Origin of the sequence: Verminephrobacter aporrectodeae subsp. tuberculatae (genome assembly GCF_026127385.1) — a bacterium.
Classification (GTDB): Bacteria; Pseudomonadota; Gammaproteobacteria; order Burkholderiales; family Burkholderiaceae_C; genus Acidovorax; species Acidovorax aporrectodeae.
Window position 1 is genome coordinate 1,513,476 of sequence record NZ_QZCX01000001.1, and the last position, 13,375, is coordinate 1,526,850.

Consider the following 13,375-nt stretch of genomic DNA (forward strand, 5'->3'; position numbering starts at 1 on the left):
GGTTTGCTCCGCAGGAGTTGCTAGAATACGAATCGCTATTGTTTGTAGTATCAAGGCGGGGCAGCATGAAGACCATGAACATTGACGCCGCAGCGTTGCCGCATTCCGGCGCCGGACCTGCCCGCGCAGGGCTCGATTCCCTGCCCCTGCACGCCCAGGCGGTGGTCACGGGACTGCTGCCGGCCAGCGACGCGCTGGAGCAGGGCGTTCTCTTGCGCTTGCTGGAAATCGGTTTTCTGCCGGGTGAGGCGGTGCGCGTACTCGCGCGCGGCGGGGTGGGGGCAGACCCCATCGCGGTGCGCGTGGGGCAGAGCACTTTTGCCCTGCGGCGCAGGGAAGCGTCCATGGTGCAGGTGCGCTTGCAGGGCCCGCAGGACTTGGCGGCGCAGCCGCCGCAGACTTCCGGCCGGGAGGCATGATGAGCACACAGACCCTTGCCACGCCGCCCCTGCGCATTGCGCTGCTGGGCACCCCGAACTGCGGCAAAACCGCGCTGTTCAACCTGCTCACCGGCGCGCGCCAGAAGGTGGCCAACTACGCGGGCGTGACCGTGGAGCGCAAGGAGGGCCTGTTGCAGACCGCCTCCGGCCGGCGCGTGCGGGTGCTGGATCTGCCGGGTGCCTACAGCCTGCATGCGCGCAGCCTGGACGAGGCCATCACCCGTGACATCGTGCGCGGCGCGCGGACCGGAGAGCCCGCGCCCGACGTGCTGGTCTGCGTCACGGACGCGACCAACCTGCGCCTGAACCTGCGCCTGGTGCTCGAGGTGCGCGCCCTGGGCCTGCCCATGGTGCTGGTGCTCAACATGATGGATCTGGCCGAGCACCAGGGCATCGCCATAGACCGCGCGGTGCTCGAGCGCGAACTCGGCCTGCCCGTGCTGGCCACCGTGGGGGTGCGCGGCGACGGCGCCAGGGAACTGCTGCAGTGGCTGGAGACCATGCCGTCGCCGCAGCGCTCCGTGCAAGCGCCCGTGGCGGCGCTCCCGGCGCCGGATGCGGACGGGTTGGAGACGCAGGCCGAGGTCATCCGCACCCACGAGCAGGTGCGGCGGATCATGGGCCTCGCGGTGCGCGTGCCGGCGCGCGGTCTGCGCATGGACGACCGCATCGACGCGCTGCTGCTGCACCCCGTCTGGGGTCTGCTGGTCCTCGCGGCCACGCTGTTTCTGATGTTCCAGGCGGTTTTCAGCTGGTCCGAATTGCCCAAGTCCTGGATCGAAGCGGGAATGGCCTGGCTCACCGAGCAGGTGAACGCAGGCATGGGCGACGGCCCCCTGCGCAGCCTGCTCACCGACGGCGTTCTGGCCGGCGCGGGCAGCGTGCTGGTGTTCCTGCCGCAGATCCTGTTCCTGTTCCTGTTCATCCTGGCGCTGGAGGATTCGGGCTACCTGCCGCGGGCCGCGTTCCTGCTGGACCGCGTGATGGGCACGGTGGGCCTGTCCGGGCGCTCGTTCATCCCGCTGCTGTCGAGCTTTGCCTGCGCCGTTCCGGGGGTGATGGCGACGCGCTCCATCACCCAGTGGCGCGAACGGCTGGTGACCATCATGATCGCCCCGCTCATGACCTGCTCCGCGCGCCTGCCGGTGTACGCCCTGCTGATCGCCGCCTTCATCCCCGAGCGCACGCTGGCGGGCGTCTTCAACCTCCAGGGGGTGGTGCTTTTCAGCCTGTACCTCGTGGGCATCGCCAGCGCCATGGCGGCGGCCGCGGTGACCCAGCTGGCGCGCAGCGACACGCGGGCCGCGCCGCTGATGATGGAACTGCCCGCGTACCGCTGGCCCAGCCTGCGCAACCTGGCGTTTGGCCTGTACGAGCGGGCGATGATTTTCATCGGGCGGGTGGGGGGCATCATTTTGGCCATCACCGTGCTGCTGTGGTTCCTGTCCACCTACCCCGCAGCGCCGCCGGGGGCGCAGCAGGCGGCCATCACCTACAGCTACGCGGGCCAGTTGGGTCGGTGGCTGGAGCCGATCGTGGCCCCCATCGGCTTCAACTGGCAGATCGCCATCGCGCTGATTCCCGGCATGGCCGCGCGCGAGGTTGCAGTCAGCGCCCTGGGGACGGTGTACGCGCTGTCCGCCACGGGGGACGAGGCGGCCAAGCAGTTGGAGGCGCTGATCACCGGATCCTGGTCCCTCGCGACGGCCTTGTCGCTCATGGCGTGGTACGTGTTCGCGCCGCAGTGCATCTCCACCATCGCCGCCGTGCGGCGCGAGACGAATAGCTGGCGCTATCCGCTGCTCATGACGGGCTATTTGTTCGTGCTCGCCTACGGCGCCAGCTACGTCACGTACCGCGTCGCCCTGGCGCTGGGAGGCGGCGCATGACGCAGCAATGGATCAGCGCGCTGATCGTGGCCCTGGCGGCTGCGTATGTGCTGTGGCGCTGGATGCCCGCCCGCCTGCGCCGGTGGCTGCAACGGGTGCACCCCGCGATGGCGCAGGAGGCCCCGGGTTGCGGCGGTGGCTGCAGCCGCTGCGCGGGTTGTTCCACGTCGGGCGCTGCGGACGCCGCCCAAACGCCGGCAGCGGCTGCTGCGCAGGCGCAGCCGATGTCCATGCCGGGGCAGAGCGGTCGGCGCTCTTGAGCGCCCCCTCCCTTTCTTCTGTCCGCTCGCCGCCTCCACCGGGACAAATTTGCCGCCGTTGCGGCTTGCGTGCGCGCGCTGGCGATGTTCCAATCGCGCATTCGGAGGGGAGTAGTTCCTGATTTGCGCTCCGGCCCGCCTCCGGCGGCTGTGGTGCAGGGCATCGGAATCGTCATCAATCCGAAGCGCAGTGTCGCTTCCGGCGGTCCGGGTTTGGCAGACCGTTCAGGCGCCGAACCGGGCAAGACCTTTGATGGGCCCGCTGCGGGCCGATCGGGGCCATCTCTTCCTTCGCTTGGGCTCACACCCTCCGGCAGGGTGGGCAGTCCTGATTCCCCGGCCGCAGGCCCTCCCTTTCGCGCGCACTGACATCGAGGAATTTATGGACTTTCTGGTTTCGCACGACTTCTGGATCGCACTCGGCAAGATCATTCTCATCGACATTCTGTTGGGGGGAGACAACGCCGTGGTCATCGCCCTGGCCTGCCGCAGGCTGGCCCCGGCGCAGAGAACCCGGGGAATCCTCTGGGGGACGGCCGGGGCCATCGTGCTGCGCGTGATTCTGGTCGCCTTCGCCGTGACCCTGCTGGCGCTGCCGTTCCTCAAGGTCGTGGGCGCGCTGCTGCTGCTGTGGATCGGCGTCAAGCTGCTGGCCCCCGACGAGGAAGGCCATGGCGACGTCCAGGGCAGCGACAAGCTGCTGGCGGCGATCAAGACCATCATCGTGGCCGACTTGGTGATGAGCGTGGACAACGTGATCGCCATCGCCGGCGCGGCGCAGAGCGCGGGCGAGCACTCGTTCCTGCTGGTCGTGCTCGGCCTGTTGATCTCGATCCCCATCATCGTCTGGGGCAGCCAGCTGGTCATTCGGCTCATGGAGCGCTTTCCGATGATCATCACGCTGGGCGGCATGCTGCTGGGCTGGATTGCGGGCGACATGCTCGTCACCGACCCCGTATTGACCGACCCTGGCAAATGGCAATGGATGCTGAAGCTGCCGCTCAATGGCGCGAGCGGCGCGGTGAGCAGCCCGATCAAGTACGGCGCGAGCGTCGCGGGCGCCCTGCTCGTGCTGCTCGCCGGCAAGATCATTCTTGCGCGCCGCGCGGGCGCCGAGTCTGCGGCGGACGGCCACTGACCCGCGCGCGCGGCCTGCCCTGGCCATGAAACTCTTTTTGAAATGGCTGCTCTGCGCCGCAGCGCTGCTGTTCGTGACCTCGGTTTACAGCGGCGTGGAAGTCAGGAGCTTTTCCGCTGCGCTGATCGCGGCCTTCACCATCGGCCTGTTCAACGCAGTGCTGCGGCCGGTGCTCGTGCTGCTGACGCTGCCGGTCACCTTCGTCACCCTGGGCCTGTTCCTGTTCGTCATCAACGCGCTGATGTTCTGGGCTGCGGCCGGCGTGCTCGACAGTTTTCGCGTCACGGGCTTTGGCGCGGCGCTGCTGGGTTCGCTGATCTATTCGCTGCTGGGGGTGCTCATCGACTCAGCGCTCGGCCGCTTGTTCGCGCAGAAGTGATTCCATGGCGCGCAGCCGGGTGTCGATGATCGACGCCTCGATATGGTCCGCCGCTGCCGTGCTGCGGCGCGCCAGGTCCTGACCGGCGCGAAACCGGTCCAGTGCGGCGCCATAGTCGCAGCGCGCAGCGTGCGCCTCGGCCTCGGCGCGCACCGCGCGCAGGGGCTGCCCCAGGGCCTGCCAGGCCGAGGCCAGCAATTGCCACGCGCTGGCGTCCCCGGGGTGCGCGACGATCCATGTTTGCAGCGCCGCCGTGCCCTCGCCGGGACGGCCGGCGTGCAGCAACGCCTGCATGCGCAGCAGCAGTTCCGGCCGGCGAGCGCTCCCCTCGGGCAGGGCCGCGAGCGCGGCGTCGGCGTCGCCCGCCGCGAGTTCGATCTCTGCGTTCAACAAACGCCCCAGCCTCCGGGCGGCCGGCTCATCGCGCAGCAAATCGTCCAGCGCCCGGGCCGCAGCGCGTGCGCCCGCGGCATCGCGCAGCTGGTTGCTCGCCAGGGCGGCCGCGTACAGCGCCGCCGCGCGGCGGGGAACCGGCTGGCTGGCGAATCCCGTCGCCTGCGGCTCGGCGATCCATTGGCGCAAGGCATCCACCCCGGGGCTTGCGAGCACCCGGGCCCGTGCCGCAATCAGGGTGTGTTCCAGCGTGGGTGGCTGCGCGGTCGCCTGCCCCGGGGGAATGCGTGCCTGCATGTCCGCGATGCGCTCGGTGGTCAGCGGATGGCTGCGCAGATAGGGCCAGGAGCCATTGTCGTTGAGCCGGTTCGCCTGCTGCAGCTTGTCGAACATGCCGACGAAGCCCTGGGGCGCAAAGCCCGCCGGGGCCATCAGGCCATAGCCCATGCGGTCGGCCTCGCGCTCCATGGTGCGCGAGAAGTTGAGCTGGTTCTGCAACACCAGCGCCTGGCCGCCCACCACCAGGGCCTGGGTCGCAGCGGGGTTCTTGCTCGCGGCCAGCGCGCCCAGCAGCATGGCGCCCAGCAGCAGCGGCGTCTGCCGGTCCTGGTCGGTGATCAGGCGCGAGATATGGCGCTGCGTGATGTGGCTCAACTCGTGCGCCAGCACTGAGGCCAGTTCGTCGCGCGTGCTGGTCAGGCCGATCAAACCCAGATGCACACCCAGGTAGCCGCCGGGCAGCGCAAAGGCGTTCACCGTCCGGTCGCGGCTCAGCAGGATGTCCCAGGCAAAGCGTTCATCGATTTCCGGCGAAAGCGTCCCCCCCGCCCGGGCCGCACCCAGCAGCGCTTGCAAAATGCCCTGCACATAGTCCGCGAGCACCGGGTCGTCAATATGCTCCGGGTCCCGGTAAAGCGCACGGACGATGCGCTCGCCCAGGCGGCGTTCGGCACTGGCCGTGAGTTCGCTGCCGTCGCCCAGGGTGGGCAGTGGGGACTGGGCCAGGACGGAAGTGCAAGACAAGGCTGCGAGGGCGATCAAAACAGTGGCTGACAACACCCGCATGGCGGGCGCATGCGGTGCTTTTTCCTCCTGCTTTGTGCTGCGGCCAGGGAGCCACTGTTTGACAGCGCCGAGTATGCGTCGATGATTCCTCATGGGCCGTATGATGCCTTGCCGCAGGGGAGTTCCCCATTCGATTCAAGCGTTTGCCAAACAGGGTCAAAGGAACCATGTCACCACTCACGCATTTTGACGCCGGTGGCCAAGCCCACATGGTCGACGTTGGCGCCAAAGCCTGTAGCCACCGCATTGCCATCGCCAGCGGGCGCATCGGGATGCTGCCCGCCACCTTGGCGCTGATCGAGGCCGGTACGGCCAAGAAGGGAGACGTGCTGGGCGTCGCGCGCATTGCGGGAATCCAGGCGGCCAAAAAGACCAGTGAGTTGATTCCCTTGTGCCATCCCCTGGCGCTGACCCGGGTTGCGATCGGGTTCGAAACCGCGGATATGCGTTTTCAGGACGCTGCGGGCATAGTCTGTACCGCAACCGTCGAGGCCAGGGGTCCCACCGGCGTGGAGATGGAGGCGCTGACCGCTGTGCAGGTGGCGCTGCTCACCATCTACGATATGTGCAAGGCCGTGGACCGCGGGATGTCGATACATGATGTGCGGGTTCTGGAAAAGCACGGGGGCGCGTCGGGTAGCTTTGTCGCCCCGGCCTAGTTTCGTCCTGGCGCCTGTTGATCCAACAGCCCCGTCAGAAGGAATCGAGTGGAAAAAAGCCCATGGGTCGGGCGTTCGCAGGGTCGATCAGCGCCGTCCAGGCCTTTTGGCGGCCTACCAACGGGAGGTAACGCAGATTTTCGATGGGCCGTCCTGTCGCCGCCACCGCAGCGTCTATTTGAGACGCATGGGCCGGGAAACGCGTTTTCAGATCTGCAGCCGGTTTGGAGACTTTGACAATCTCTGCGGCGGCGGCCTCATACGGCTGCCAGAGCTCACTGCGCACTGCCAGCGGCACGCCGTTCAATGCTTGCATCGTCAAATCAAACTGTTCTTGCGCGTTCCTGAACGGGCGCAGCGAAATGGCGCTGGGGCCTGTCAGCGGCAGTTCCCGCAGCGTGGCGGGGGCTTGCGCCAAGAGCGCCGGATCCACATCGACGGCATGCACGACGCGGAACAGCGAATACTCGAACACCAGATGCACCGGACGCGCCACGAATACCGTCCACAGGCCATAGCCGAGTGCGGCGCATTGCAGGGCGCCAATCACCGTGAAATCCATGAGCAGTTCGCGCCGTGGCTTGGCACGGTTGAATATGGTCAGCGTGATCAAGGGACCGATCACGATGTCCACCGCCACCACCAGCAAAAACAACGCGCGGCCCCCGGAAATCTCACGATAGGGGTATGGATACCACAGCCCGAACACGAGCAGGGCTGCCAGGGCTGCCATGCCGAGGCTGATTCCGAAATGAATTCCGCTGGCACGCAAGCGTTCTTTCCATTGTTTCCAGTGCATCATGGTGTTTTTACCTCCCGCAGTTCAGGGTACTTCTCTCGTTCCATGGTTCGCAAGACAGACACGGCTGCCTGGTAATAGTTCTTTCCATATATTCTCCGGATGGCCAGCATTTGCCGCTCCGCATCTTGCGGGTGGCCATTGAGCCCCAGCGCAAGTGCGTAGCGCAATGCGAGCATTCCATAAGGAAAACGCAGAGCAGCCTTGCGCAGGTTCTGCATCTCGTCCGGCGCCATGTCTCTTTTGGCTTCCTGCCGTGCGGCCTTGAGCATGGCGCTCAGATGCGAAAGCATCCAGATGCCGTCTGGCGGTCGGTATTCTGCAGGGGTCTTACCAATCCGCAGACTCTCGAAGCGCACGACGCGAAAATCCCGTTCTACCTGTATGTACTCGTAGGCTGCGTAGCAACCAACGACAAACCATGCACCGAGAAAGACGCCGCAGATATCGCGCCGCATGGTGACAGGGGCGGAGTTCCTCCACGATGCCTCCACGATCCCGATCATCAATCCCGCGCTCAGGAGAAAGTACGAATATGCAAATGGATATTCCAACAAGCTGTGGATGGCAATGGGGAGTAGACAAAGCATTGCATACAGCGGATTGGCTTCCTTGATGGCCTTGGTGCGTGAAAAAAACCAGTAAATGCAAGCCAAGGCCAACGCCAAGCCCAAGGGAATGCCATTCCAGGCCATCAGATCCAGCACTGCGTTGTGGGCATTGGTATAGGTATAGTGCGCCGAACTTGGCGCCAGATCGACGGGGCTGAGTGCCTGTGCCGTGGGGGTTTGATTCCATCCATATCCGACCCAGGGTGACTCCAGGATGCCGCCAAATACCTGCCTCCAGATAATGAAACGCCCGTTGTCCCGGATCAGGCTCAGATTGCGCCCCTCGTCCATCAACAGCGCTGCATGCACCCAAGGCAGCAATTGCAGGGCAAGCAGAAAGCACACAAGCCAGCCGGCTGCGTGTCCGGGACGAATGCGCAGCGCCGTGCTGCGGCTTTTCCAGGCGAAGAGCAGTACCGCGGCAATGGCGCTCAATATCCCTGCGCGCGATTGTGTGAGCATCAGGACCAGGGACAGGAATCCTACGCCGCAAACCAGGCCCAGCGGGCCAATGCGTCTGCGCTCGTAAGTCCAGGCCAGCGCCGCAATGCCCATGAGAAGCAAACTGGCCAACTGGTTGGGTTGGCCCAGGTTCCCCATGGCACGGGTTCCAAGGGCTGTCTGCGTAGCATATATTCCCAGCATGCCTTGCAGGTCCATCCATTGCAGCAGGCCAATGGCTGCGGAAGCGAATGCGACAAAACAGATGACGAGGAAAACCGGGGCCAGTCCCTGCTGAGTATCCGTTGCGTCGTGTGCGCAGGCGTAGCCAAGTGCCACGGCAACGGCCAGAGCGCACAGGTAGAGAGAAACGATGACAGCGTCCCCGGCAAACAAGGATATTCCCACAAACCACTGCATCCATGGCAACAGGGCTAGTATGACCAAGCCCCAAGTCAGCCGCGGGATGGCGAAACCTTTTTGCATGCCCGGGCTGACCAATTTGCCTGCGGCGAGCAAGCTGATGCCCAGTAGCGCCAGGGCTTCGGCGTGAAAACTGGCCCATGGAGAGTAGTGGTCTGGAACCAACCACGCTCCGGCAAAAACAAAAATACCAAAGGTGTGGAGGAGAGATGCATGCATTAATAAAAAAAGCGGCCGGAGCCGCTTTTTGGAATGACACCATTAGTACATGAGTCGGCGTGTCAAGAAACGTTACGACATATCGTGTTCAAGAGTTTGCTGCGCGGCACGAACCTGGCAGGAATTTTGCGGGGACAGGGGTTGTCGCTCCAGGGCCGCAGATCCAACTGTTCACATTAGCGCCTATAGCAGGTTGGGTGCAAGCCGTAAAAGTTAGCTGATTACTTGCATTGCAGGGAGCCAATCTGAGGGTTCCGTTCGCATCGGGGATATTTTGCACCGTCACAACGATATTGACACCACCAGTCTTGCCAAATTTTGCCTCAGTGGTACTAACAGACTTTACATATTTTGTTACGCCACTTGTCCCCCCGGCTTCACAGCCCCAAGCATCGGCGGCAATTGTCGCGCCTGACGCAGCGGTCTGAATGACTTCGGTAATGGTGGTGCGGCAGGAGGAAGCGGCCAAAATTGCTTCAGATACCTTGGCACGCTTGGTGTAGTCTTGGTACGCCGGCAGTGCCACGGCGGCCAGAATGCCGATGATTGCGACCACGATCATCAGCTCGATCAGGGTAAAACCCTTTTGGGAAGCGCGTTTCATGAAAAAACTCCTGGGTAGAATTGCAACAATCACACCGTATTCGAGCAATTGCCATGCCATCTGCATGCAGGCAAATGAGAAAGTGCTTTGGCGGTGTTCCTCGCAGGGGGACGCCGCGGGGCCGGTGCCTGGAGGCTATTTCAAACTGTAAGCCAAACGCATTGACCGAGGGCCATTCCCTGTCGGCACCTACATTCCTGTCACCCAGCAATGTCATTTCACCGCCCGCCCCCGCCCTCAGCACCGGCCCCGGACATTTCGCTTTGTTCGAACTGCATTTGGGTTCCCGCCAACTCCAGCCGGTCACCGTGCTTGAGCGGGATGGGCGCTGGCCCGACGGAGACGCCGTTGAGCAGCGGGCTGTCCCGGCCTTCGATATGGGTCAGCACAAAGTCCTGCGGCTGCTTGGTGATGGCCGCGATGGCGACGCCCGGTTGGCCGATGGTGGTCACCACTTTCTGCAAGGACACCTCGCCCCCCGCCGCGCGCCCCGACAGGACCCGGATGATGGCGGACATCGGCGTCGAAGCCGGTGCGGCGGGCGCCGGGCTGGCGCCGCTCTGGTCTTTGGCCTCCTGCAGAAAGCGGATCTTGTACTGGCCCACTTCCAGCGTATCGCCATCGCGCAGCGTCTGGCGTTTCACGGGCTTGGCGTTCACGTAGGTGCCGTTGGTGCTTCCCAGGTCCTCGATCTGGACCTCGCGGCCGACCATGTGGATCACGGCATGCTCTCCGCTCACGGCCAGGTCGTCGATCGCCATGTCGTTGTACGGGCGCCGGCCGAGCGTGGTCCGCGTCTGGGTCAGTTGTACGTCCTTGATGACGTTTCCGTCGATTGAAAAAATCATTCTGGGCATGATGGATTCACTCCGGGTGTGGTGCGTGGTTGTGAAGACCCTGGCGCTTGCCTGCCTGCACCAGCAGCACGCTCACGTTGTCACGCCCGCCATGGGCATTCGCGGAATCGATGAGCCGCGCGGTTTTCTCTTCCAGCGCCAGCGGTGCGCGCAGCATGTGCGCGAGGTCGGCGTCCGGCACCATGTCCGTGAGCCCGTCCGTGCACAGGAGAAACAGGTCGTCGGGCGCCACCTGGAATTCGTTGACCTCCATCATGGCGCTGGGCCCGACCCCCAGTGCCCGGGTGACCAGGTTGCGCTGGGTCGAGAACGTGGCCTGCCGGGGCGTGAGCAGGCCCGCATCAATTTGCTCCTGGATCCACGAGTGATCGCGCGTGATCTGTTGCAGCGCGCCAGCGCGCAGCCGGTAGCAGCGCGAGTCTCCGATATGGCCCAGGGTGAGCCGGTTGCCGTGAAAGACGGCGACCACCAGCGTGGTGCCCATTCCCGCGTACCGGGGGGTCGCGCGGGATGCGTCCCAAATGGCATGGTTGGCGCGCTCCACGCAGCACTCCAGCACCTGGCGGACCTCGCTGGATGGGGGGCTGGCTCCGGCCTGCGTCAGCCAGCAGACCATTTCGGTCCGGATGAAGTCCGTGGCCATTGCGCTGGCGACCTCTCCGGCGTTGTAGCCCCCCATGCCATCGGCCAGGATGGCGATCTGCGTGCCGTGGTCGATGGCCACCGCGTCCTCATTGTTCGGGCGCACGCGGCCTTGGTCGGTCCGCGCGAAAAATTCGTAGGTCATGGATGTTGGGGCGGGCGCCATCGGGCGCCTGAAAATCGGGAGGGTTGCCGCTTCCCGCACAGCGGGCACCCGATCACGGCTTCCTGAGAATCCGCCGGTGCATGCGCTGCTGCTTGCGGTGCGCATCATAGACCACTGCTCCGGGGGGGATCGATAAGCCTTCTGCCGCAGCGTTGCCCCATCGGAGACACTTGCGAGTTTCCTGGAAAGCATGCACGATTCGGCGCCTGAAACAGAAACCGCGCTGCCCAATTCTCAGCCACCCACCAGGAGACAGCCGCGTGCGCATCCTCATTGCAGAAGACGATCAGGTTCTGGCCGATGGCCTGTTGCGCACGCTGCGCGCTTCGGGGGCCGTGGTGGACCACCTCGCCAGCGGCAGCGAGGTCGACGCTGCGCTGCTGACGAACACCGGGTTCGACCTGCTGATCCTGGATCTGGGTCTGCCCCGGATGCATGGGCTGGAACTGCTCAAGAAATTGCGCAGTCGGGGCTCGGCCCTGCCGGTGCTCATCCTCACCGCCGCCGATAGCGTGGAGGCGCGCGTCAAGGGGCTGGACTTTGGCGCCGACGATTACATGGCCAAGCCGTTCAGCCTGCAGGAGCTCGAGGCCCGCGTGCGCGCCCTCACGCGGCGCGGAATGGGCGGTGCGAGCAGCACCATCCGGCATGGCCCCCTGGTGTACGACCAGGCCGGGCGCGTGGCCACCATAGACGGCAAGATGGTCGAACTCTCGGCGCGCGAACTCGGGCTGCTCGAGGTGTTGCTCCAACGCGCGGGCCGCCTCGTGAGCAAGGAGCAACTGGTCGAGCGTTTGTGCGAGTGGGGCGAGGAGGTCAGCAACAACGCCATCGAGGTGTATATCCACCGCCTGCGCAAGAAGATCGAGCGGGGGTCGATCCACATTGCCACGGTGCGTGGCCTGGGCTACTGTCTCGAGAAAATGTCGGGGTAAGTTTGAAGATCTTCCAGCGCGAGCAGCGCTCGCTGTTCGGCGAGATCCTCGACTGGATGCTCACCCCGCTGCTGCTGCTGTGGCCCGTGAGCCTGGCGCTGACCTGGCTGGTGGCGCAGGGCCTGGCGAACAAGCCGTTTGACCGCGCCCTGGAATACAACGCCCGGGCGCTGGCCGAGTTCGTCGGCGTGGTCGGCGGCAAGGTGCAGTTCGACCTGCCCCGGTCAGCGAGCGAGATTTTGCGCGCCGACGGCTCGGACAGCGTTTACTACCAGGTCGTCGGCCCCGACGGCGAGTTTCTGTCGGGCGAGCGCGGGCTGCCCGAGCCCCTTGGCGACGAGGCCCCGACGCCGGGCGAGGTGCGGTTGCGTGACGCCGAAATGCACGGCGTCGGCATCCGGGTGGCCTGGATCCGGGTGCGGCTGGCGCTGCCGGACGCGCCCAGCGCGCTCGTCCAGGTGGCCGAGACGCGCGAAAAGCGCAGCGTGCTGGCCACCGAGATCATCAAGGGCGTGATGCTGCCGCAGTTCGTCATCCTGCCGCTCGCCGTGCTGCTGGTGTGGCTCGCGCTGGCGCGCGGAATCGAGCCGCTGAACCAACTGGAGCAGCGCATCCGCGCGCGCAAGCCCGACGACCTCTCGCCGCTGGACGACCGCACCGTGCCGCTGGAGGTGGCGCCGCTGGTGGCGTCGGTGAACGACCTGCTCACGCGCCTGAACGATTCGCTGGCCACGCAAAAGCGCTTTCTGGCCGACGCCGCGCACCAGCTCAAGACGCCGCTCGCGGGCCTGCGCATGCAGGCCGACCTGGCCCTGCGCGAGGGCACCAGCACCGAAGAGATCAAGCGCTCGCTGCAGCAGATCGGGCGCTCGAGCATTCGCGCCACGCACACCGTGAATCAACTGCTGGCGCTGGCGCGCGCCGAAGGCAGCAGCGTCGCGCGCCAGCCCTGCGACCTGGCGCGCCTGGTCATCGAGGTGGTGCACGATGCGGTCCCGCGCGCGCTCGAAAAGCACATCGACCTGGGCTACGACGGCGCCGCGCCCGGCACGCCCGGTGTGCTGCTCGATGGCAATCCGACCCTGCTCAAGGAACTGGCGCGCAACCTGCTCGACAACGCCATCATCTACACGCCCTCGCTTCCCGACAGGCCCGGCGTGGTCACGGCGCGCGTGCTGGCCGACAGTCCGGGTCAGGTGCTGCTGCAGGTCGAGGACTCGGGCCCCGGCGTTCCCGAGGCCGAACGCGAGCTGGTGTTCCAGCCCTTCTACCGTGCGCTCGGCAACGACGCCGACGGCTCGGGCCTGGGCCTGTCCATCGTGCGCGAGATCGCGCGCCGGCACGGCGCCGGGGTGGCACTCGAAGACGCCCGGCCCGGCCGGCACCCGCCAGGCACGCGCTTGAGCGTGCGCTTTGCGCTCCGGGATCTGGTGGGTCGCTGAGCGGGGAGGGCGC

At 65.5% G+C, this 13,375-nt stretch carries 14 protein-coding genes; 8 read left to right on the plus strand and 6 right to left on the minus strand.

Features of this window, described 5'->3' with window-relative positions; all coding sequences use genetic code 11:
• Window positions 1-74: 74 nt before the first annotated feature.
• From D5041_RS06535 to D5041_RS06555, 5 genes are all read left to right on the plus strand, one after another.
• Window positions 75-419 carry a FeoA family protein gene (locus tag D5041_RS06535; protein WP_265282669.1) on the plus strand — a complete coding sequence of 115 codons (345 nt, stop codon included), beginning with the start codon at window positions 75-77 and terminating at the stop codon, window positions 417-419.
• Window positions 416-2,329 (plus strand): ferrous iron transporter B, encoded by a 1,914-nt coding sequence (feoB, locus tag D5041_RS06540; protein ID WP_040891508.1) that lies wholly within the window; start codon window positions 416-418, stop codon window positions 2,327-2,329. Before D5041_RS06535 ends, feoB begins: the two co-directional genes overlap by 4 nt.
• On the plus strand, window positions 2,326-2,589 hold the full coding sequence (locus D5041_RS06545) for a hypothetical protein (RefSeq protein ID WP_265284141.1): 264 nt from the start codon (window positions 2,326-2,328) through the stop codon (window positions 2,587-2,589). The genes feoB and D5041_RS06545 overlap by 4 nt, the downstream gene beginning before the upstream one ends.
• 382 nt (window positions 2,590-2,971) lie before the next feature.
• Complete coding sequence (locus D5041_RS06550) at window positions 2,972-3,727, plus strand: TerC family protein (RefSeq protein WP_010099694.1); 756 nt, start codon at window positions 2,972-2,974, stop codon at window positions 3,725-3,727.
• 25 nt (window positions 3,728-3,752) lie between these two features.
• Window positions 3,753-4,106 carry a phage holin family protein gene (locus D5041_RS06555; RefSeq protein WP_265257926.1) on the plus strand — a complete coding sequence of 118 codons (354 nt, stop codon included), beginning with the start codon at window positions 3,753-3,755 and terminating at the stop codon, window positions 4,104-4,106.
• Here the strand turns inward: D5041_RS06555 and D5041_RS06560 are convergent.
• A complete protein-coding gene (locus D5041_RS06560) occupies window positions 4,074-5,564 on the minus strand; it encodes a M48 family metalloprotease (protein ID WP_265284142.1) in 1,491 nt (496 codons plus the stop codon). The genes D5041_RS06555 and D5041_RS06560 overlap by 33 nt on opposite strands.
• Window positions 5,565-5,731: 167 nt before the next feature.
• Here D5041_RS06560 and moaC point away from each other — a divergent pair, with 167 nt between their 5' ends.
• Entirely contained in the window at window positions 5,732-6,223 is a 492-nt protein-coding gene (moaC, locus tag D5041_RS06565) for a cyclic pyranopterin monophosphate synthase MoaC (protein WP_010102819.1), read from the plus strand.
• Window positions 6,224-6,257: 34 nt separating this feature from the next.
• Here the strand turns inward: moaC and tfpZ are convergent, their stop codons facing one another.
• From tfpZ to D5041_RS06590, 5 genes are all read right to left on the minus strand, one after another.
• Window positions 6,258-7,025 (minus strand): TfpX/TfpZ family type IV pilin accessory protein, encoded by a 768-nt coding sequence (gene tfpZ, locus D5041_RS06570; RefSeq protein WP_265284143.1) that lies wholly within the window; start codon window positions 7,023-7,025, stop codon window positions 6,258-6,260.
• Complete coding sequence (locus D5041_RS06575; RefSeq protein WP_265284144.1) at window positions 7,022-8,716, minus strand: PglL family O-oligosaccharyltransferase; 1,695 nt, start codon at window positions 8,714-8,716, stop codon at window positions 7,022-7,024. Before D5041_RS06575 ends, tfpZ begins: the two co-directional genes overlap by 4 nt.
• Before the next feature lie 88 nt (window positions 8,717-8,804).
• Complete coding sequence (locus tag D5041_RS06580) at window positions 8,805-9,320, minus strand: pilin (protein WP_265284145.1); 516 nt, start codon at window positions 9,318-9,320, stop codon at window positions 8,805-8,807.
• Between the two features lie 218 nt (window positions 9,321-9,538).
• Window positions 9,539-10,177: an FHA domain-containing protein gene (locus D5041_RS06585; RefSeq protein ID WP_265284146.1), complete on the minus strand. Its 639-nt coding sequence runs from the start codon at window positions 10,175-10,177 to the stop codon at window positions 9,539-9,541.
• A gap of 7 nt (window positions 10,178-10,184) precedes the next feature.
• Complete coding sequence (locus D5041_RS06590) at window positions 10,185-10,964, minus strand: Stp1/IreP family PP2C-type Ser/Thr phosphatase (RefSeq protein ID WP_010102825.1); 780 nt, start codon at window positions 10,962-10,964, stop codon at window positions 10,185-10,187.
• A gap of 281 nt (window positions 10,965-11,245) precedes the next feature.
• Between D5041_RS06590 and D5041_RS06595 the strand changes: the two genes are divergently transcribed.
• Together D5041_RS06595 and D5041_RS06600 are read left to right on the plus strand one after the other, a co-directional pair.
• A complete protein-coding gene (locus D5041_RS06595) occupies window positions 11,246-11,920 on the plus strand; it encodes a response regulator (protein ID WP_010102832.1) in 675 nt (224 codons plus the stop codon).
• 2 nt (window positions 11,921-11,922) lie between these two features.
• A complete protein-coding gene (locus D5041_RS06600) occupies window positions 11,923-13,362 on the plus strand; it encodes a sensor histidine kinase (protein ID WP_265282612.1) in 1,440 nt (479 codons plus the stop codon).
• Window positions 13,363-13,375: the final 13 nt, after the last annotated feature.

Bases quoted from the DNA above. Each gene is read 5' to 3' on its own strand.
- moaC (WP_010102819.1), top strand. From the start codon at position 5,732: ATGTCACCACTCACGCATTTTGACGCCGGTGGCCAAGCCCACATGGTC.
- D5041_RS06585 (WP_265284146.1), bottom strand. From the start codon at position 10,177: ATGCCCAGAATGATTTTTTCAATCGACGGAAACGTCATCAAGGACGTA.
- D5041_RS06580 (WP_265284145.1), bottom strand. From the start codon at position 9,320: ATGAAACGCGCTTCCCAAAAGGGTTTTACCCTGATCGAGCTGATGATC.
- D5041_RS06555 (WP_265257926.1), top strand. From the start codon at position 3,753: ATGAAACTCTTTTTGAAATGGCTGCTCTGCGCCGCAGCGCTGCTGTTC.
- D5041_RS06560 (WP_265284142.1), bottom strand. From the start codon at position 5,564: ATGCGGGTGTTGTCAGCCACTGTTTTGATCGCCCTCGCAGCCTTGTCT.
- D5041_RS06535 (WP_265282669.1), top strand. From the start codon at position 75: ATGAACATTGACGCCGCAGCGTTGCCGCATTCCGGCGCCGGACCTGCC.
- feoB (WP_040891508.1), top strand. From the start codon at position 416: ATGATGAGCACACAGACCCTTGCCACGCCGCCCCTGCGCATTGCGCTG.
- D5041_RS06545 (WP_265284141.1), top strand. From the start codon at position 2,326: ATGACGCAGCAATGGATCAGCGCGCTGATCGTGGCCCTGGCGGCTGCG.
- tfpZ (WP_265284143.1), bottom strand. From the start codon at position 7,025: ATGATGCACTGGAAACAATGGAAAGAACGCTTGCGTGCCAGCGGAATT.
- D5041_RS06590 (WP_010102825.1), bottom strand. From the start codon at position 10,964: ATGACCTACGAATTTTTCGCGCGGACCGACCAAGGCCGCGTGCGCCCG.
- D5041_RS06550 (WP_010099694.1), top strand. From the start codon at position 2,972: ATGGACTTTCTGGTTTCGCACGACTTCTGGATCGCACTCGGCAAGATC.
- D5041_RS06575 (WP_265284144.1), bottom strand. From the start codon at position 8,716: ATGCATGCATCTCTCCTCCACACCTTTGGTATTTTTGTTTTTGCCGGA.